This is a genomic window from Paenibacillus vietnamensis (assembly GCF_020169515.1).
Classification (GTDB): domain Bacteria; phylum Bacillota; class Bacilli; order Paenibacillales; family Paenibacillaceae; genus Pristimantibacillus; species Pristimantibacillus vietnamensis.
In genome coordinates this window covers 22,263-42,542 of record NZ_JAHMHW010000015.1, presented here as the reverse complement: position 1 = coordinate 42,542, position 20,280 = coordinate 22,263, and the positions used below count along the sequence as shown (strand labels likewise).

At 54.6% G+C, this 20,280-nt stretch carries 13 protein-coding genes; 3 read left to right on the top strand and 10 right to left on the bottom strand.

Annotated features, from left to right (window positions below; translation table 11 throughout):
* Nucleotides 1–181: 181 nt before the first annotated feature.
* Nucleotides 182–565, bottom strand: a complete 384-nt coding sequence (locus tag KP806_RS21530) for a VOC family protein (RefSeq protein WP_224725810.1) — start codon at nt 563–565, stop codon at nt 182–184.
* A gap of 33 nt (nt 566–598) precedes the next feature.
* Nucleotides 599–877 (bottom strand): ArsR/SmtB family transcription factor, encoded by a 279-nt coding sequence (locus KP806_RS21525; protein WP_224725877.1) that lies wholly within the window; start codon nt 875–877, stop codon nt 599–601.
* A gap of 303 nt (nt 878–1,180) precedes the next feature.
* On the opposite strand from KP806_RS21525, the gene KP806_RS21520 reads away from it, so the two are divergent.
* Both KP806_RS21520 and glgD read left to right on the top strand, forming a co-directional pair.
* The gene (locus KP806_RS21520) at nt 1,181–2,335 is read left to right on the top strand and encodes a glucose-1-phosphate adenylyltransferase (protein ID WP_318153751.1); all 1,155 of its coding nucleotides are present in this window, start codon (nt 1,181–1,183) and stop codon (nt 2,333–2,335) included.
* 5 nt (nt 2,336–2,340) lie between these two features.
* On the top strand, nt 2,341–3,453 hold the full coding sequence (glgD, locus tag KP806_RS21515; RefSeq protein WP_224725808.1) for a glucose-1-phosphate adenylyltransferase subunit GlgD: 1,113 nt from the start codon (nt 2,341–2,343) through the stop codon (nt 3,451–3,453).
* 90 nt (nt 3,454–3,543) lie between these two features.
* Here glgD and KP806_RS27870 read toward each other — a convergent pair whose 3' ends face one another.
* On the bottom strand, nt 3,544–4,641 hold the full coding sequence (locus tag KP806_RS27870; RefSeq protein WP_224725807.1) for a HupE/UreJ family protein: 1,098 nt from the start codon (nt 4,639–4,641) through the stop codon (nt 3,544–3,546).
* 90 nt (nt 4,642–4,731) lie between these two features.
* Entirely contained in the window at nt 4,732–9,399 is a 4,668-nt protein-coding gene (locus tag KP806_RS21505; protein WP_224725806.1) for an outer membrane protein assembly factor BamB family protein, read from the bottom strand.
* 303 nt (nt 9,400–9,702) lie between these two features.
* Here KP806_RS21505 and KP806_RS21500 point away from each other — a divergent pair, with 303 nt between their 5' ends.
* Nucleotides 9,703–10,977 carry a carboxylate--amine ligase gene (locus tag KP806_RS21500; protein WP_224725805.1) on the top strand — a complete coding sequence of 425 codons (1,275 nt, stop codon included), beginning with the start codon at nt 9,703–9,705 and terminating at the stop codon, nt 10,975–10,977.
* Nucleotides 10,978–11,360: 383 nt separating this feature from the next.
* Here KP806_RS21500 and KP806_RS21495 read toward each other — a convergent pair whose 3' ends face one another.
* The 6 genes from KP806_RS21495 to KP806_RS21470 form a co-directional block, all read right to left on the bottom strand.
* Entirely contained in the window at nt 11,361–12,695 is a 1,335-nt protein-coding gene (locus KP806_RS21495) for an amidohydrolase family protein (protein ID WP_224725804.1), read from the bottom strand.
* A 17-nt stretch (nt 12,696–12,712) separates the two neighbouring features.
* Nucleotides 12,713–13,969 carry a Zn-dependent hydrolase gene (locus KP806_RS21490; protein WP_224725803.1) on the bottom strand — a complete coding sequence of 419 codons (1,257 nt, stop codon included), beginning with the start codon at nt 13,967–13,969 and terminating at the stop codon, nt 12,713–12,715.
* Nucleotides 13,966–15,243 (bottom strand): imidazolonepropionase, encoded by a 1,278-nt coding sequence (gene hutI, locus KP806_RS21485; RefSeq protein WP_224725802.1) that lies wholly within the window; start codon nt 15,241–15,243, stop codon nt 13,966–13,968. The genes KP806_RS21490 and hutI overlap by 4 nt, the downstream gene beginning before the upstream one ends.
* A 4-nt stretch (nt 15,244–15,247) precedes the next feature.
* The gene (hutU, locus tag KP806_RS21480; protein WP_224725801.1) at nt 15,248–16,909 is read right to left on the bottom strand and encodes a urocanate hydratase; all 1,662 of its coding nucleotides are present in this window, start codon (nt 16,907–16,909) and stop codon (nt 15,248–15,250) included.
* Nucleotides 16,910–16,926: 17 nt separating this feature from the next.
* Entirely contained in the window at nt 16,927–18,468 is a 1,542-nt protein-coding gene (gene hutH / locus KP806_RS21475) for a histidine ammonia-lyase (RefSeq protein ID WP_224725800.1), read from the bottom strand.
* A 907-nt stretch (nt 18,469–19,375) separates the two neighbouring features.
* A complete protein-coding gene (locus KP806_RS21470) occupies nt 19,376–20,257 on the bottom strand; it encodes a cell wall hydrolase (RefSeq protein ID WP_224725799.1) in 882 nt (293 codons plus the stop codon).
* Nucleotides 20,258–20,280 lie beyond the last annotated feature (23 nt).

Below are 20,280 nucleotides of genomic sequence, written 5' to 3'. Positions count from 1 at the left end.
AGACTATAGAACCCCTTCCAACGAGAAGATTGTACGGGTTAATGCCACTCCGTTAGTACCCTCTAGCACAATAATGTTTTTGCTTGTTGTACCATTCAAATAGCTTAATAAAAACAATACGGAGCAGTTGCCGCGGCGGCAAACTGCTCCTCATGGTTGAACCAAAGTACTCGTTTTAAAGTTACTGCTGCGCTATCTGAATAAGGTTGCCGCATGTATCGTCGAACACAGCAATTGTGACTTCGCCCATTTTTGTCGGCTCTATAGTAAACTTCACGCCGTTTTCCAATAATCGTTTGTGCTCTTTATAAATATCTGCAACGCCAAACATGGTTGCGGGGATGCCATCGGCAAATATCCTCTTTTGGTACTCTTTGGCGGCAGGATGGTTATCCGGTTCGAGTAAAAGCTCGGTACCGCCTTGCTCATCGGGAGAAACAAGCGTAATCCACCTGAATTCACCGACGGGAACGTCTTGCTTTTTTACAAAACCCAGCGTTTCTGTATAAAACTTCAATGCCTTGTCTTGATCTTGAACGAATATGCTTGTAACAATGATTTTCATAATGTGATTGCCTCCTTTTTATATTAGCGAGAATTACTCTATCCATCCTTCTAGCAAATTTTTAAGCGGTTCGTTGTTGAATATAATTACTCGATATTTCCCCTTTTTTTGGGATATAACAAGCCCTGCATCTTCCAATGCAGCAAGATGTTTAGCTATTGCCTGACGTGAAATGGAGAGGTCGTGCTTCATAATGAGACGCACCGTAAGTTCATACAACGTCATCTCGTTGCGTTCGGATAATTCGTCTAAAATAAGCCGCCGAGTCGAGTCTCCAAGTGCTTTGAATATAGCGTCTTTATCCCAATTCATATATCGAGTATAAGCAACCATTCGGTTGCTTGTCAAGCATAGGCAGCTTCAGGATTGCGTGATAAAGAGACGTATCATGCATTACTGACTCGTTCAAAAAAGCAGTGGCGGTGTAGAAACCACCCCCAAAAAACCATCGTTTATTGACTTCCGACTACCAACGGAGTAATATAATTCCTACAACTATGTATGCGCTTACACCTACAAGTATCGAAGAAAGGAGTTCGAACGGCTTAAATTATCTGAAAATTCTATCTATTTAAAATGAACGGTGGAGATTTCTCACAGAAGGGAGAGAGCCGAGTGCAGAAACAAGAGTGTGTAGCGATGCTGCTTGCAGGCGGTGAAGGCAAACGATTAAGCCATCTCACCACAAAGCTGGCAAAACCCGCTGTGCCCTTCGGCGGCAAATACCGGATCATTGATTTTACTTTGAGCAATTGCAGCAATTCAGGCATTCACACGGTTGGGGTGCTGACCCAATACCAGCCGATGGTACTGAACTCCTACATAGGAATCGGCAGCTCATGGGATTTGGATCGTAAACACGGCGGAGTCACGGTTCTGCCTCCTTTCATGGAACAAACAGGAGGCAGTTGGTATAAAGGAACGGCGCATGCCATCTATCAAAATATTCATTATCTTGAACAATACGATCCCGAATATGTACTTGTCATTTCCGGTGACCATGTATACAAAATGAATTACGCCCTCATGCTTGAGCAGCATAAAGAAACAAAAGCCGACGCAACCATCGCGGTTATCGAAGTGCCGATCCAGGAAGCCAGCAGATTCGGAATCATGGATGTGGACAAAGACGACCGGATTACCCAGTTCGAGGAAAAACCGAAGCAGCCGAAAAACAATCTTGCTTCCATGGGCATTTACATTTTTACCTGGGACGTATTGAAAAAGAAGCTAATCGACGATGCACAAGATCCCATGTCCAGCAATGACTTCGGCAAAGACATTATTCCGTCGATGCTGGATAGCGATAATCCGATTTATGCCTACCGCTTTGAAGGGTACTGGAAGGATGTCGGAACCGTTGAAAGCTTGTGGGAGGCGCATATGGACCTGCTTCTGGAAGATCCGCCGTTTACGCTGCATGACCCCAAATGGCGGATTTATGCCAAAAACCCCAACAAGCCGCCCCATCATATCGCCTCTACCGGCAAAGTTACCGGCTCGCTAGTGAATGAAGGATGTATGGTATTCGGGAAAGTTGACCATTCCGTATTGTTTTATGGTGTTCATGTCGGTAAAGGCAGCATCATAAAAGATTCGGTTATTATGCCCTACGCCCAAATCGGGGACAACGTTACGATCCATAAAGCCATAATCGGCTCGGGTACCGTCATCCAGGACGGCGCATCTGTCGGAAGCCCGGATGAATCGGCGGAAATCACTTTAATCGGCGAGAACATGGTCATTTCTTCTCAATTAATATTGGAGTGATTGCGATGAATAATGTGTTAGGCGTCATCAATCTCAGCATCAACCAGCCGCTCTTACATGAGCTGACGTACTCGCGGGCAACGGCAACGGTTCCCTTCGGCGGCAGGTACCGCTTAATTGACTTTGTATTATCCAATATGGTGAATTCAGGGATTAACAATGTGGCGGTACTCGCCCACAACAGTTACCGTTCCATTATCGATCATTTGGGGTCAGGAAAAGAATGGGACCTGGATCGAAAACACCGGGGACTGTTCATTCTGCCTCCCAACAACAGCCATGCCCCGGGCTTTAACGGCGATTTGCAAAATTTTTACGGCTCCCTTGAATATTTTGACCGCAGCAATGAGCAGTACGTTGTCGTTTCAAGCAGCCATATGATCTGCAATATCGACTATACCGATGCGATAGAAAACCACCGGAGAACAAAAGCGGATATTACCGTCATTTACAAGGAAGTGGATGAGGACAGCGAGGATTTTGCTAATCTGATTACGCTTGATTTAGCAGACGATGGACGGGTCGTACGAATGACAGAAAACCAGCAGACTAAAAGAAGCAACAAGGTATACATGCGTATGATCATTATTGAGAAGGAACTGCTCATGGATCTGGTCAAAAAAAGCGTGAACCAAAACTACTACGATCTGGTGCGGCATGTCATTATCCGCAATCTGAATACATTGAAGGTGTACAGCTATGAATACAAAGGATATTTGGCTATCATCAATTCCGTCCAAAACTATTATAAATACAGCAGAGAGCTATTAAACCCCGATGTTTGGAAATCGCTTTTCTACCAGCCCGGATTGATCTATACCAAAATTAAGGACGAACCTCCCGCCAGATATGCAAATAGCGCTATCGTTACGAATTCACAGGTGGCTAACGGATGTATTATAGAAGGAACGGTAGAGAACAGCATTTTGTTCCGGGGAGTCCGCATCGGGAAAGGAGCGGTCGTCAGAAACAGCATACTGATGCAGAAATGCGTGATCGAAGAGGACTCTACTTTGGACCATGTCATACTCGATAAAGAAGTATATGTTACGCGAGGAAATAAGCTGGCTGGAGAAGAAACGTCGCCAACGGTTTTTACTAAGAAGAGTATCATTTAAACCTCGATTAAAGCCTAAACATCATTCGGCGGCGAATTGTGGAAGGATGCTGCAATTCGCCGCGCGCGGTGAAGCCTTAACTCCCCTTTCTTATATTCCAAAAAAACGCTCCAAATACCACATCATACCGAATATAAAAATACCTGCCGTTGCCGTTCCATGTACAATCTTACTCCACTTGTATTTTCGGATCGCCAGCAGCAATGGAAACAGCAGCACAATGACAAGGATCTGTCCCGCCTCGACTCCAAGATTAAAGGAAAGAATGGACACAAACGCTTTCCATGACAGATCACCGGTCAAATTAAGCGCGCCGGCAAACCCGACACCATGAAACAAGCCGAACACAAAAACGACGGCCAGCCGGAACCTGGGGGCAGGAAACAATATATTTTCGATAGCCACGTAGGCGATGCTAAGTGCGATGAGCGGCTCGACAATCTCTGCCGGAATCCGGATCAAATCAAGCGCTGTAAGTCCTAAGGTCACGCTGTGAGCCAGTGTAAACACCGTCACTACTTTTAGCATATCGGATATTTTCCTTGCTCCCAGCATAAGCGCAACTACAAACAAAATATGATCATAACCGATGAGAATATGGTGAAAGCCCAGCTGCAGGAACCGGAATACCTGCCCAAGCAGCGTCCCGTTGCCGGCCTTAAATTCCCTTTCGTTCGCCTGCAGGACGAATTGCTCCTGACTATCTCCTGAGCCGTAGGTTAATATATTTCGATGCATCTCGTCGTTATCGTCAAAAAATACACTGTAACGGATCACAACAGCCGCCGATTCCATGCTCGATGCAGGATAATTCAAAAGGATTTGGGCATAATCGCGGTCATTATTCCATTTCGCGACACTTGTATCCGCCAGCTCGCCGGAAATTTCCACGCCGTCGGCAATGATCTTCAAATGTTCGTTCAAATAGCCGGAAACGGGCCCCGCGTTCTTCCTCAAAGCCGCGTTCAGCTGCTCGTCCGAAGCGCCGGGATTCACCCCCAGGTCAATGACGCGCGCCAATTCAAAATAATCGATATATAGCTCATAACGCAGGCCGTCCTCTTCTAAAATCACGTTCGAGTAGCCTTCGCTGTTCTCCGTATGCGCGAAAACGGCAGACGACAAATAAACCGCGTTTATCCAGAAGCATAGAAGGAAAACCGTACAACGGAAAGCCCATTTTTTCACTGCTGCGCCACACCTCTGCTCATTGAATTCATCTTTCGTCTTGAATACAGAACGGCCCTCTACCCCAAACCGGATAAAGGGCCATTTCTATTACTGCTGATTGTACAGCTCGGAAAGCACGGCAAACGGGTCCTCCGAGGCGCTGCCCGGCACCGCTGCGATGCGCCTCACGAGCGTATAGCTTCCGCCTGCCGGAAGCTCGGCCTGTATGCGGCTCATCATCCAGTTGCCGTTCCCGTATGCGGTCATTCCGCTCATATCGCCGTCATATATCAGTCCGTAGACTTGCCCGTCGTTGCCGCTCATCCCGATCCACGGCTGGGAAGGCGTATAAGGCTGAGGCTCGGAATACGGCGTAGTGATCACCTCGTGACCGGAGACTCCGCTTTTTTGCCCCGCGCCGTCATAATCGATCGCGTCGCCGATCCACACCGATTTAGGCTCTGCAGCCGAATTGTTGATGACGGTCTCTGCCGTAACCCACTCTTCATCTGCCTTTAAGGTATACGTCGTTTCCACCGAGATCCCGGGATCTTCTGCAAAAACGCCTGCAGTTCTTACTTTTGCATAGGCATCCGTCACTTCAAGCACCTGTACCTGGCTGTTCTTTACCGATAGCTGCTGCCACGCCTCGGTTCCTGCAGGCAGCGTCAGTGATAGATACGGAAGATTGAACCAGTCGGTTTGATCCTGCTGGCCTTTGACCGCGATGTCGATGGGCTTGCCCTTCGTCGCACCGGACAGCTGCGGATCCTCACTGACAGCGGCGATCGCCATCGTCAGCTTCCGGTTTTCCATAATAATGTCTTGCAGCGTTCCTTCGGATGTGGGACCCTCTATCTTCTTGCCGGTGCCGGCATCTACCAGGACCGGCTTCATGGACATGTCCAGTCGGGCCGTCTTTCCTTCCAGGATTCCGATAGAGCCGGCTGCTGCGCTGTAGGACAGTTTTGTTGCTTTAAGCGTATACGCTCCCGGCGGCAATACGATAGAATAACGGCCCTCGGCATCAGTCGATCCGCTTCCGATGGATGATCCGTTCCCGCCGATTGCCTCCACGTTTGCTCCTTGAACCGGCAAGCCTGTCTCGGCATCGGTCACGATGCCTTCAGCGCGTGATTGATCTTCGACTTCATCATCAAGCACGTCCAGACGGGACGCCCACTTGGCAATATTGGCCGTTACATCGCTGCCGGCGGCGGGATAATCGGTGATATGGTACCAGCTGACCGAGCGCTTTCCGCCGGCCGGGACGCTTGCGTCAAACCAAACTCCGAATATATAACCGAATGCAGACAGTCCTGCCGGTTGTTCTTCCGTCCAAGCGATCGCGTGAGCGGGGCTTTTCACGGCCGATTTCGGACCGTCATAAACGTAGTTCCCCTTCCAGCCCGCAGTCACAAATCCCGGATTTTCCTTGACTAATCCCGGTACATAAGCGGTATCGTCCGAGCTGTCCGGATCGAGCAAATACTGAAAGTATCCTTTAAAATCAGATGTACCCGTATTCTCAAGCTCGAGGGTCATCTTGACGACCGGGGCATCGGGCAGCGTTTTGTAGGAGACGGCAGCTTTCAGGGAAGCATCGATCTGCGCCGTCCCGGAGGCGCGCACCGTATCGCCGTCTGCCTGTATATCGTTAAGCGTGAGCCATTCCCCTTTCCGGTTCCAAGGAACCTTCGGATCGTTCATCCTCGCGGAAAGAATAAGCTCGCTCCAATCGATCGTCTCAAGCGCCGCGTCATCCAGGAGAGCGACATCGGCAAGCCATCCGGGCTGGAACGTGCCGGCTGTGTTATTGGCCCCGATTTTACCGGACACGTTCGACTGTATCCGGTTGTTCATCGCATAGTGGAACGTATCCCCGTCTTCTACGTCCAGCCTTGGACTGGCGGAATTAAAGTCCGGAAGCTCAGCCGATACGCCGGCAATCGGATGATCAATCCGGGTTATTTTCAAATCGAGCTGCCGAGGCTTACCGTCATCGGCAAGCTCCAGCGTGCTTGCGGGACTGTCCATATACCCCCTGCCCTCGGCTTTCAGAGTATACGTTCCCGGAAGCAATCCGATCGTATATGCTCCGTCGGAATTCGCAGCAACCGTCTTGCTTTCCCCGTTCTGGCCGACGGCTACGATCTTGGCACCGCCAACCGGCTCCCCTGTCGACGACTCGGTGATGTGACCGGTAACTCTTGGCCATCTCTTTGCGGATTCGCCGCCGGACGTGAAGGCGTACAGATTACCGTCAAAAGCGCCGACGACAAGCGCATTCCCGGAAACAGCCGGCGAAGAAGCGACCCAAGCCCCAATCTCATATTGCGATAAAGGCTGTCCGGTCGTTCTGTCGATTGAATACAGGTTGCCGTCGTTGGAGCCGATGAACACCGTATCTCCGCTGACTGCAGCCGATGAAATAATTCCGCCCTGCGTACGGTAGCTCCATAGCAGCGTACCTTTAACCGCGTCGAGTGCGACGACATTCCCGTCCGGCATACCCATATAGACGGTATTGTCAGCTATTGCAGGTGAAGAACCGGTAGCATTGCCCGGTATATAAGAAGTGTCGGGGCTGCGGTAGCGCCACAGCTCTTCGCCGGTCGCCGCGTCGAGCGCAACGAGGATGCCTCCCTGATAGCCCATATATACGCGGCCGTCCTTAACGGCCGGCATCGAATGCATCCAGCCGCCGGCCGGCTGCTTACGCCACAATTCGGAGCCGGTCTTCGCATCCAGCACGATCAGCCATCCTCCGTCTGCGCCGACGTATACCTTTCCGTCTTCGTAAACCGGTGAATTTTCCGCAATCCAGCCGCCCGCAAGCGGCTTGCTCCATAATTCGGCGCCTGTCTTTGCGTCAAGCGCCATGATCGCGCTGCCGCCGCCGGTGCTGTATGCCTGGTAGAGCACGTCTTCCGCCACTGTAGGAGAGTAGTACATCCACGCTCTGCTTACGTCCGCTGTTCCGACCGTTTTTTCCCAAAGCTTCTCTCCGCTTCGTTCATCCAGAGCATAAAGCGTGCCTCGAATCGACGATGCGTAGACGATGCCTTTTGCGACGGCGGGAGAGGACTGGATCTGGGCATCGGACTTGAAATACCAAAGCTTATTTCCTGTCTCCAGATCGACCGCATGAACGCCTTGATGCTCCGCTCCGTTCTCGTCCCTGGTTCCAATAAATACCCGGCCGTCCACGATCGCCGGCGAGGAAGTCAATATGCTGCCGGGAGTTCTGTAGCTCCATGCCAGCCGCAGACCGGGCTCTATAAGATCCGCTGCTTGTCCGGTATGCTGCGCATTGCCGTGGAACATCGGCCAATCGCTGCCTCCATGGATGACAGGCAGGCTGGATTTGCCTACAACCTCAAATGCATTGGTTCGACTCCAGCTTTTTCCGGCCGTATCGGTCACTTTGACCTCAATCCGATGATTGCCCGCCGCTTCATTCTTAAAATCAGCTTCGTCCGTCCACGAAAAATCGCTGGATGGCTTCAGCTTTTTCCAAGCGCCGCCGTCAATCCGGTATTCGACCTCTCGTACCTCTCTAGAGGTATCGTAAGCGTTAACGAGCACCTCGGCTTTGTCCTGGCCGATTTTGCTGCCGTTCGCAGGATGAACGATGGTTAGGCTCTGATCCACGTTGTACATTTTGAACGGCGTTTGCGCCTCTCCGCCCTTAAACGACACATGACGGAAACCGTTCGGCGTCTGGTCGATGGTATAGGAGCTGGAGTTGGTTGTAATATGCGCGGCGCCGGGAATCGTGTCAATCGCCACATCATTCACATGCGTGTGTCCCATTAATACAAGAACCGTGTTATAATGCCCCAGCAGGTCGATATAGGCTTTAGCCCCGTTTGGCGTCTGCGGCGTGTTCAGTGGCTTGTGTACGATCACGACCACTTCTTTGTCTCCCGCGTTCAACTCCAGGTCCTGGCGCAGCCATTCCAGCTGATCTTTCTCGCCGAAGCCCAGATTGTTCTCTAACGTGACAAAATGCCGGTTGCCGTAATCGAATGAATACCATTCCGGCCCCAAATAGCTGCGGTACCGCTCTAATCGGACGCCGTAGCTTGTTCCCGCCGCGACATCATGATTGCCTACGGCCGGATATACCGGAATGCCGGAGGTTGACGCAGCCGCCGTATAATCCTGGAATTCCGCATCCGTCGCGCGGTTCGTCAAATCGCCGCTTACCGCTATAAATGCCGGTTGTTCGGTTAAAGCATTCACCTGAGAGAGCTGTCCGGAGAACCGCTCCAGGTTGTTCGTCGTCCCTTTCTCGACATGAACGTCCGCCAGGTTAGCGAATGTAAAGTTCGGATTAGAGCTCTCCGGCGTTTTCAGAAGGGCGAAATCCTGGTTACGCTGCTCGCCGGGCTTCACATCGCCCAGCTGCTTATAAAACTGGGGAGTCCGGTCCTTGTTTGCCGGCACACCATAACCGCTCGGCACGGTGACGAACACGATATCTCCCGTCCTTCTCTGCGTGTCGATCTTCAGGCTATAGCTGCCCGAATCATCCGTCTTGTCCAACACTTGGCCGTCAGAGACGCCCACTCCGGCAATTCCCGGCTCGTTCGCATCCTGTATGCCGTCGGCGTCCCGGTCCGCAAACACGACTCCCGTTATAACCGCATCGTTGTCATGCGCGAGAACGGGCTTGATCACAACCAGCAAGGCTAATCCAGCCATCAGCGCGAGAACGAAATAACGCGATTTTACGCGAAACCGTTCGGCACCATTTAACAAAGCGCTCATTCCTTCACTCCTCGGATTATTTGATTTCTAGCGGATTCGTGCTGAAAAAAATCGCCTGTTCGCCTCCTGTCCTTTTTTTGTCCTTGCTACCTTACCAAAGCTTTGTTAATGGAACAGCAGAGGGAATTAAAAGTATTGTGAACTGCCATAAAACAAAAGCCACCATACGGATGAACCGCATGGTGGCCGGAAATGGCGAAGAGCTTGCCGTCTCTTAAGGACGGGATAAAAACAAAGTGCTGCAGAATCGTGTATAATAGAAGAATTAATTTTACTTTAGAACACATTGAACAAGGAGAACACATGAAAACTCACGATTTTTTTCCGATTATACTTGGAAGCGATGAAAATGCATATGGAAACGTAAGGCTCATCCATGAGGCTTACCAGATCAAGCCGCTGCTGCTCTGCACCCGGCTGTTAATCCCAACGATGAACAGCAAACTATTTGATCTCATTCAAATCGATCAATTTGACCATGATCAAGTATTTCCGGGCGCTCTGCTTGCTATATTGGAAAAATACGCCGAGCCGAACAGAAAAATAGTCGTCATTCCTTGCTCGGATTATTATGCATCCTTGTTGTCGCGGCATTATGACAAATTCAAAGGACTTATTGCGAACCATTTTATATCAGAGGCTTTGCTTAATACGCTTGATACAAAAGATAAATTTTATAAACTATGCGAAAAACATGGACTGGATTATCCGAAAACAATCGTTTGTGAGCCGCATGAGCGCGATAGGGCGCTGGAGCAAATGGATTTTCAGTTTCCAATCGTCGTAAAGCCCGAAAACAGCAACGCCTACGAGTATTTGCACTGTCATTTTGAGGGCAAAAAGAAGGTGTTTTTCTTTAAGTCCAAGGATGAATATTTAACTATGGTCAGAAACATAAATACTTCCGATTATAAAGGAAAGTTAATTATACAGGAATTTATTCCTGGCGGAGACAGCTCGATGCGTGTCATCAACAGCTTCTCCGACGACAACGGGAAAGTGAAAATGATGTGTCTCGGCCAGCCGGTGCTTGAGGAATATGCGCCAAAAACACTTGGCAACTACGCTGCGATTATTAGCCGGTCCGATATGGGCATTTATAAGAAAGTACAAGCCTTTCTTGAAGAGATCGGTTATGTCGGTTTTTCCAATATCGATATGAAATATGACATCCGAACAGGAAAATATATGTTGTTCGAAATTAATCCGAGACTTGGCAGAAGCAGTTTTTTTGTCAGGGCTGCAGGGCTTAACATGATCGCTGCGCTGATCGACCGTGTCGTTTATAACAAGGACAATGACTGCGTATACAGCGACAAAACAGCCCTTTGGACACATGTGCCAAAAGCCGTGCTGCAAAAATATGTAACGGATCCGGCATTATCCGCTGAAATTAAAGAGCTGTTCCAACAGAAAAAGGCGATCAAAACCCTTTGGTATAAAGAGGACTTGAACTTAAAACGCATTTTGAGAATCACACGGTATTACTACAGCCATGTAAACAATTACCGACAACATTATTTTAACAAGGAACAAGCGGTATCCACCGAATTGAGAGCAGGTGCCGGCCAAAATTGATGCTGCATAATGAGGCGATTAACCTCAAATAAAAACGGGAGACAAAACGATCTGGATAACCGTTTTGTCTCCCGTTTCTAAGTTTTAGGGGTGCCGAGACGACTCTGTACCGAAGGAGCGCTAAAGGCTTACAAGTAGCGGTCACTGATGCAGCTTAGACCAGGTAAATGGCAGGTTTGAGAATGTGACGGACATGAGAGAGGCTTAGCCAGCTAAGCCCACTAACAAATTCCCTTTACCTGCCTTTAAGGTGCTGTGATGACTGTTAAATTAGAAAAATAGCTCTCTTCTTCGTTTAAGCTAATTATTTGACCGTTACAGTTCATTCAACAAACCCGCCGTGAGCAGCTGTATGGGTGAATGCTGAAAAATGCACCCCGGATTCAGACCTTTTTGCCGGCAAGCCCCTCCCACCTCTCAAACAGCCGCTCCACCCGCGAGCCGATTTCCTGACCGGAAACGGTGAGGAGCTTGCCGTCTCTTAAGACGGGACGGCCGCCAATGACGGAGTGAGTGACCGCACCCGGCTGCATGGAATAGACCATGTTTGCGAACAGCTCGCGCTTCGGAGCCAGAGACAGATCCCCCAGTTCCAGCGCAATGAAATCCGCCGCTTTCCCGGCCTCGAGCGAGCCGGTCTGCAGCCTCAACGCTGCGGCGCCGTTCGAGGTCCCCATGCGGAACACCTCGTCCGCCGACACGCATGTGCCGTCGAGGCGGGTTACCTTTTGCAGCAGAGCGCACATCCGCATTTCCTCGAACACGCTGATCCGGTTGTTGCTGCAGGCTCCGTCCGTGCCCAAGGCGATCCGCACGCCGGCCTTCATCAGATCCGGAATCCGGGTCACCCCGTCCGCCAAAAACATATTGCTCGAAGGGCAATAAGCCAGCGAGCCGCCGCGGCTGCCGATCAGACGCACTTCCGAGTCGTCCAGCCATACCAGGTGTATAGCAATCATCCGCTCATCGAGAACGCCCAGCGAATCCAGGTAATGAATCGGCCGGAGGCCGTAATCCCTGAGCGTCTCCTCGACCTCGAACATTTCTTCTGCAACATGGATATGAAACGGAGTGTCCAGCTCCTGGGCAAGACGGTGGCCGGCCTTAATCATTTCCGGGGAAGCGGCGTGCGGACTGTGCGGCGCCGGATGCACCGCGACCATCGGATCTCCCTGGTATTTGACGGCCAGCTGCCGGGTCCGATTCACCGCCTCCTGAACCTTTTCCCTGTAAGCCAAGGGAGCGCCGCACCAATCGTACATCGTTCTGGCAAAGACAAGCCGGATGCCCAGCTCCTTCGCCGCCTGAATCACCGCCTCATCGTACGCCGTACCGCCGTTGTGGACGTAAAAAAAATCGCCGACGGACGTCACGCCGTACCGCATCATTTCCCCAAACGCCAGCAGCGCTCCCGTATACACCGCTTCCTCGTCAAGCAAAGGGGTGTACCGGTACAGCGCCTGATCCCGCCATTCCAGAAACGGCTTATCGATGGCGATGCCGCGCAGCAAGCTTTGAAAGGAATGGTTATGCGCATTCACCGTCCCCGGCACGATCGCTTTGCCGTCCCAGCGGATCAGATCGGCGCCGGGAAACGAAGCGGCAACGGCCGCGGCAGGCCCCGCCTCCAAAATAACGCCGTTTTCCTCCACAAGAGCATAGTCCTTCCGGAACGCACCGCCGGCAAACACGAAATCCGCCGAATAAATTTTCTGCATGCTGCCGCTCCCCCTCCTTAACGACTTAACTGCTCATCCAGCGCCAAAATAGCATGCAGCAAAACGTTGCCGGCCTTCTCGATATCCTGGGTCCGGCTCTCCTCTTCCGGGCAATGGCTTTTGCCGCCCAGGCTGGGCACGAACAGCATGCCCGACCGCGTAAGCGAAGCCATATGCGCCGCGTCATGGCCGGCCATGCTCCCAAGCCGGCAGCAAGCATAACCAAGCTTCTCCGCCTGCATGACACAGGTTTCGATGACAAGAGGATCCATCGCCGCCGGATGCTGATCCAATAGCAGCCGACGCTCGATATGCACGCCTCTCTCCAAGTCGATGCGGGCAAGCTGCCGCTCCCATGCGTCGATGGTTTCCTGAATGTCGTCCCTCGTTTTCCCGCGTATCTCCAGATGAAACCTCACCTTGCCGGGAATGATATTCGCGGCGTTCGGCTCGTTCACCAGCTTGCCGACCGTTCCCACCGTCTCGTCCGCCGGGTGCTCCCGGCACGCCCGCTCCAGCGCTAGAATCGCTTCGGCCGCCGCCGTCAGCGCGTCGGTACGATCCCGCATCAGCGTCGTCCCCGCGTGATTCGGCACGCCGGTGACCGTCACCTCCTCGCGGTAAATGCCCGTGATCGCCGTCACAATGCCGACCGGAACGCCGCGGTCCAGCAGCCGCCTGCCCTGCTCGATATGCACCTCGAGAAAAGCGGCCAGCTCCTCCGGCTTCCGGCGCGCCTGCCCGAACCGGTCCGGATCCCCTCCAGCCAGGCGCAGCGCATCGGTCAGGAGCGTTCCGCTGTCGTCTCTGACATCTTCCCAGTCGCGCCTGGTCAGCTTCCCGGCCGCACTTCGGCTGCCGAACGTCGACAGTCCGAACGGATTCGGCTCCTCCGCGCTGAACGACACGAGCGCCAGCGGATGCCGGGTCGCTATGCCCTGCTCCTCCAGCACACGCATGACCTCCAGGGCCGACAGGACTCCGAGCGCCCCGTCATACTTGCCTCCGTTCGGCACCGTGTCCACATGCGAGCCAAACGCGATAAGCGGGAGCTTGCCGTTCCCGCCCGGCCGGACCGCCCAAATATTGGCCGCCTCATCCACTCGGACGTCCAGCCCAAGCTCCGCCAGCCTCGCCTTCAGCCACTCTCTCGCAGCCAGCTCCGCCGGAGTGAACGTCGTCCGGTTGAGGCCGCCCTGCCCGTTCAGGCCGATTCGCCCCAGCTCGCGGATATCCTTCTCCAGTCTGGCCGCATCGATCCGCAGCCCCTTCATGCGTAAACCCTCTTCCCCTGCAAAATAACCGGCACTCCGTTCTTGATGACGGTTTCCGTCAAGTTAACGGCGTAATGATACTGCAGGTAATCGACATTCGGAGCGTCAAAAATAACCAGGTCGGCCTGCTTGCCCGCCTCGATGCTGCCGATCCGGTCCGCGCGCCCGATGGCATGCGCCGCGTTGATCGTGCAGGCGGTCAGCGCCTCGGCCGGCGACATCCGCATCGTCAGGCAGGCCAGGTTCATGATGAAAGGCAGCGATTCCGTCGGGCTCGAACCCGGGTTGCGGTCGGTCGACAGGGCGACCGGAACGCCGGCATCGATCATTTTCCGGGCGTCGGCGGGCTTCGTCATCAGAAAAAATGCCGTACCGGGCAGAAGAACTGCGATGACGCCTTTCGCCGCCATCGCGCGGATGCCCTCATCCGACGTGTGCAGCAAATGCTCGGCCGACACCGCCCCGACCTCCGCCGCCAGCTCCGCGCCGCCGTATGGGACGATTTCGTCGGCGTGGATTTTCGGCTTCAGCCCCCATTTGATGCCCGCTTCCAATATCCGTCTCGATTGCTCCGGCGTGAACACGCCCTCCTCGCAAAACACGTCGCAATATTCGGCCAGACCCGCCTTTGCGACAGCCGGAATCATCTCCTCCGTGACGATCTTGACGTACGCTTCGGGATCGGCCTTGTGCTCCTGCGGCACCGCATGGGCGCCCATAAACGTCGACACGAGATCGACGGGATGCTCCAGATGAAGGGTCCGCGCCGCGCGCAGCTGCTTGAGCTCATCCTCTAGCCGCAGCCCGTAGCCGCTTTTGGCCTCGATCGTCGTCACGCCGTGGGCAAGAAAGCGGTCCAGCCGCTTCCGCGTTTCTTCTATTAATTGCACTTCCGAAGCCGCTCTGGTTTTTGCCGCAGAATTCAGAATACCGCCGCCCGCCTGCAAAATCTCCATATACGTGGCGCCCCTGAGGCGAAGCGGAAGCTCATGCTCCCGCGATCCGGCGAACACGGCATGCGTATGCGGATCGATCAGCCCCGGGGTGACGAGCTTCCCTTCCGCCGGAAGAACGGTAATGTCCTTGCCGCTTCCATGCACCGCGACATATTCCTCAGCCTCGCGGTCGGTACCGACAAAAGCAATCACGCCGCCTTCCGCAACGACGCCGCCGCTTTCGATAACGTTCAGCCGCTCCATTCCGGCTCCCGTCTTGGGCGCCTGGCTTCCTCCGCTGACGGTTACAACCTGCGCGGCCCCTTTAATATAAAGCATGCGCTCACTCCTCCCCGCCGAGCATCGGCATCCGGATTCCGTGCCGCTTCGCCGCTTCGACGGCCTGCTTGTAGCCCGCATCCGCGTGGCGCACGACGCCCATGCCCGGATCCGTCGTCAGGACGCGTTCCAGACGGGCCTCCGCCTCCTTGGTCCCGTCGGCGACGACGACCATGCCGGCATGGATGGAATATCCCATGCCTACGCCTCCGCCATGGTGCAGCGACACCCAGCTCGCCCCGGCCGCCGTATTCAGCAGCGCGTTCAGGATCGGCCAGTCGGCGACCGCGTCGCTGCCGTCGAGCATCGCTTCCGTCTCGCGGTTCGGAGAGGCGACGGAGCCGGCGTCCAAATGGTCGCGCCCGATTACGATCGGCGCCGACAATTCGCCGGATGCGACCATGTCGTTAAGAATGCGGCCGAACCGGGCCCGCTCGCCGTAGCCGAGCCAGCAAATCCGCGCCGGAAGCCCCTGAAAGGCGATGCTCGCCTGCGCCATGCGGATCCACTGGCACAAGCGCTCGTTATCCGCGAACTCCTTCAAAATGGCTTCATCGGTTTTGCGGATATCCTCGGGATCGCCGGATAACGCCGCCCAGCGGAACGGCCCCCTTCCTTCGCAAAATTGCGGGCGGATGTAGGCCGGAACGAAGCCCGGTATATCAAAAGCGTCCTTCACTCCCTCGTCATACGCCACTTGGCGGATATTATTGCCGTAGTCGAAGGCGATGGCTCCCCGCCGTTTCATCTCCAGCATGGCGCTCATATGCACGGCCATGCCCGCCTTGGCCAGCCTGACATAGGCTTCGGGATCGTCCGTACGCAGCTTCCCGCCTTCCTCCAGCGTAAGACCCAGCGGCAAATAACCGTTCAGCGGGTCATGAGCCGAGGTCTGGTCGGTGACGATATCCGGGATGAAGCCGCGGCGGACCATTTCCGGCAGCACCTCGGCCGCGTTGCCGACAAGTCCGATCGACAGCGCCCTCCCCTCCGTCTTCGCCTGCAGGGCAAGAGCCAGAGCTTCATCCAGGCTTTCCGACACCGTATCGCAATAACGCGAGCGGATGCGCTTGTCGATCCTCGCCTTGTCGGCTTCGACTCCGATCAGCACGCCTCCGTTCATCGTGACCGCCAGCGGCTGTGCGCCTCCCATCCCGCCGAGGCCCGCCGTTACGGTAACCGTTCCCTTCAAGCTGCCGCCAAAGTGCTGCTTCGCGCATTCCGCGAACGTTTCGTAGGTGCCCTGCACGATGCCTTGGCTGCCGATATAAATCCAGCTGCCGGCGGTCATCTGGCCGTACATCATCAGCCCCTTCCGGTCCAGCTCGTGAAACGTATTCCAGTCCGCCCACGCAGGCACCAGGTTCGAGTTGGCCAACAGCACGCGCGGCGCGTCCTTAGTGGTCCGGAACACCGCAACCGGCTTCCCCGACTGCACGAGCAGCGTTTCGTCCTCCTCCAGCTGCTTAAGGGTATCCGCGATCGCGTCGAAGCTTTCCCAATTTCGCGCCGCTTTGCCGATTCCTCCGTACACCACCAGCTTGTCGGGATATTCGGCCACGTCCGGGTCCAGATTGTTCATCAGCATCCGCAGCGCCGCCTCCTGAACCCAGCCTTTCGCCTGCAGCGCACTTCCCCGCGGCGCGCGAACGACCCGTTCCTTCATCAATCATCCACCTCCTGTTAGTCGAGCGGGACGATAGCGGCGATCGCCTGCCGCACATCCGTCCGTCTCATCCAATCGGCGACAGTCCGTATATCGCCGGACAATACCCGGTCCTCGCCGGCAAAGGCCGCATGCTCGCGGCACCGGTCATAAATCCATTTTGTGCCCTTTCCTAGCCGGTCAGGTCCCCGGAAGTCGGCCGCCTGCGCGGCGCACAGCAGCTCGATGGCAAGCACCGAATAGGCGTTGCTCACGATTTGTGAAGCTTTGCGGGCCGCAATCGTCCCCATGCTGACATGATCCTCCTGGTTGCCCGAAGACGGGATGGAGTCTACGCTTGCCGGATGAGCGAGCGATTTATTTTCCGAAACGACCGAAGCGGCCGTGTACTGGGCGATCATGAAGCCCGACTGCACGCCCCCGTCCTGCGCCAGAAACGGAGGAAGCTTCTCGTTCAGAAAAGGATTCACCAGCCGCTCGATGCGCCGCTCCGATATGCTCGCAAGCTCGGCGGCGCTGACGGAGAGATGGTCCATCGCAAGCGCCACCGGCTGGCCGTGAAAGTTGCCGCCCGAAATGACGCGGTCCTCCTCGGCAAAAATAAGCGGATTGTCCGTCGCCGCATTCATCTCGATCTCCAGCTTTTCCCGGATATAGCGCAGCGCGTCCCGGCTTGCCCCATGCACCTGCGGCGCGCAGCGAACGGAGTAAGCGTCCTGTACGCGCAGCTCTCCTTGAACGGTCATCAGCCGGCTCCCCTGCGTCAACCGCCGGATATTCGCCGCCGATAAACCCTGCCCCGGATGGGGCCGGATCGCATGGGTGTGCGGCTCGAAGGCGTCGCGGATGCCGCGAAGCGCCTCGGCCGTCAGCGCGGCCGCGCAGTCCGCCCAGCCGGTTAAATTGAAGGCGTCCTGGCAGGCAAGCGCTCCGATGCCCGTCATGACCTGCGTTCCGTTAATGAGCGCAAGCCCCTCCTTCGCCTCAAGCGCAATCGGCCGCAGGCCGGCCTTGGCCAGCGCCTTGCCGCCGGGCAGACGCTCGCCTTTGTAATCGGCCACTCCTTCGCCGATAAGCACGAGCGCGAGATGAGAGAGAGGCGCCAGATCCCCGCTTGCGCCTAGCGACCCCTGCTCCGGGATGACCGGCGTTACTCCCGCGTTCAGCATGTCGGCGAGCAGCCGGACGACTCTCGGCCGGATGCCGGAGTAGCCGAGCGACAAGGCGCCCGCGCGCAGCAGCATCGTCGCCCTGACGGCTTCTTCCGGCAGCGGCTTGCCAATCCCGCAGGCGTGGCTGCGGATCAGATTCAGCTGCATGCGCTTCGCATCCTCCGCCGGAATATACGTGTCGCTGAATTTTCCGAAGCCGGTCGTAAGCCCGTACACCACCCGTTTCTCGCGGAGCAGCCGCTTTACGTAGGCACGGCTTTTTCTCATTTTGACGATGCTGTCGCTGCTGATTTGCACCTTCTCCCGGTTGCGGGCTACGCGCATCACCTGCTCAAGCGTCATCGCTCCTCCGCCCACCGGCACAAACGTTTCGTCCATAGGCTGCATGCCCCCCCACCCGCCTTTCATACGATCGACTAAAAGCCAATACCCGGGGTAAGGTATCGGCTTCTCATAACCGGAAACGAAACGGCCGTCGGCTGCAGACCCGGGCTTGTTCGCTGCTTTGGTTTGTTTTATGGTCTTGTTGAATGCTGCGCTCCTGTTTCATCCTATGCTTCCGGCCGCTTCTTCATTCGCCTATGCGGAAGCGACGGTGCGCCTTATGAGCTGTGATGCGGGGGCTGCGGCGGCTGGGTGCGAGGGGGAGCGCCAGGGAATTTCGTCTCGCGGCGTGAACTGCGGCGGGGGCTGATTGAACCTTAGGGGATTGCGCCCAACGGTGGAAGGAGTAGCTGGATTTTATACAGGTAATTTTTTCGGGGTGGGCCCCTGTTGAAAAATTCCTGTATTTTGTGTATCTAAATCGGCCGGGATAGCTGGAATGGAGCGATTTGACGCAATTTAGATACATGTAATCCAGTTATTTCTCCTAAATCGGAAGAATCGTTGAAATTAGATACACGGAATCCAGTTATGAAACTAACTTTCCATATGGCGAGTGGAAAAAGTGCAGACTTTATCTGAAAATAGCAGGCAGGTGGGAGGAACGGGGTTGGGAGAGTAACTATAGCTGCGGGTGGCGAAACGGGTTGGGGGTGTACCTTTAGCTGCGGGAGGCGACGGGTTGGAGGTGTACCTTTAGCTGCGGGTGGCGAAACGGGTTGGGGGTGTACCTTAGCTGCGGGTGGCGACGGGTTGGGAGAGTGAGTAACCGATAGGTTGTGGAGCAATTAAGGAGAAAATGCGGGGACACAAGTTAAGTTCTAATGAAACGTGAGGTTATGACCAATTCATGCAAAACGCAAACGCAACACGCGAAAGGCGACCAAGCCGCCTCTCCCGCCTGACTCTATTACTTGGCAAAAACATGATTGCCGATGATGACAGTTGTTTTTTTGCTGCGTACCCACTTGTTGTCGGTTTTGTCCGGGTTATAAAACACAATCGCGCCCTTGCTCGGGTCTTCCCCGTTCAAGGCAGCCTGCACCGCTTTTTTCGTTTCGGCGCTTGGGGTTACCGCGTAAATCCGTTTGTCGAGCACCGGCGAGTATTGATAATAAGATACGCCGTTATACTTGGTGACTTGGAAGATTGTATCTTGAATGGTCTTCGGCCATTCCGGATGCTTCACCCGATTCAGGATCGTTGCGGCCACCGCGACTTTCCCTTTGTAGCTCTCGCCGCCCGCTTCCGCTTCGGTCACCTGGTTCAGCCACATCAGATCCTCCTGTGTAACCGACCCTATGCCGGCGGCGGATGCCGCGACGCTTTGGGCAAGCAGCTGGTTCGAGCCGCTCGTGCTGATCGTCGTTCTTTTAGTGCGGGCGTCGAAATGAACGCTGAGCCCCAGCTTTTTAGCCGTATAGGCCAGCGGGACAAATACCCTGCCTCCGACGTTCGTTGATTTCGTCATTAAATGATCACGCTTCCATTGTCCAGCCTGCGACAGCGTATAATCCGCAACTCTTGCGCCGGAAGGGAAACCGATCGTGATCTTGCTTTTGCTGACTACGGCCGAGCGGTATGTCGGGCTCCAGCCTACGCTGGCCTTCACGCTTCTGAAAAATGCGGCAGGCACCATTTGACGGTCGTTTTGCACCATCATCGATGTCGTCACCGGCTTACCGTCCACGTAAATCGTAGTTTTGGACGCGCCTGCGGCTTGCAGCCCGGTTGGCAGCATAAGCATGCCCGCCAGGCAGGCCGCCAGTAATTTTCCGGATAATTTCACCATCTATTCTATCGCCTCCTACCTGT

Excerpts from the sequence above, each read along its gene's own strand:
- hutI (WP_224725802.1), bottom strand. The coding sequence starts at position 15,243 with ATGCTTTATATTAAAGGGGCCGCGCAGGTTGTAACCGTCAGCGGAGGA.
- hutU (WP_224725801.1), bottom strand. The coding sequence starts at position 16,909 with ATGAAGGAACGGGTCGTTCGCGCGCCGCGGGGAAGTGCGCTGCAGGCG.
- KP806_RS21470 (WP_224725799.1), bottom strand. The coding sequence starts at position 20,257 with ATGGTGAAATTATCCGGAAAATTACTGGCGGCCTGCCTGGCGGGCATG.
- KP806_RS21530 (WP_224725810.1), bottom strand. The coding sequence starts at position 565 with ATGAAAATCATTGTTACAAGCATATTCGTTCAAGATCAAGACAAGGCA.
- KP806_RS21490 (WP_224725803.1), bottom strand. The coding sequence starts at position 13,969 with ATGAAGGGGCTGCGGATCGATGCGGCCAGACTGGAGAAGGATATCCGC.
- KP806_RS21495 (WP_224725804.1), bottom strand. The coding sequence starts at position 12,695 with ATGCAGAAAATTTATTCGGCGGATTTCGTGTTTGCCGGCGGTGCGTTC.
- KP806_RS21505 (WP_224725806.1), bottom strand. The coding sequence starts at position 9,399 with ATGAGCGCTTTGTTAAATGGTGCCGAACGGTTTCGCGTAAAATCGCGT.
- KP806_RS21525 (WP_224725877.1), bottom strand. The coding sequence starts at position 877 with ATGAATTGGGATAAAGACGCTATATTCAAAGCACTTGGAGACTCGACT.
- KP806_RS21500 (WP_224725805.1), top strand. The coding sequence starts at position 9,703 with ATGAAAACTCACGATTTTTTTCCGATTATACTTGGAAGCGATGAAAAT.
- hutH (WP_224725800.1), bottom strand. The coding sequence starts at position 18,468 with ATGCAGCCTATGGACGAAACGTTTGTGCCGGTGGGCGGAGGAGCGATG.
- glgD (WP_224725808.1), top strand. The coding sequence starts at position 2,341 with ATGAATAATGTGTTAGGCGTCATCAATCTCAGCATCAACCAGCCGCTC.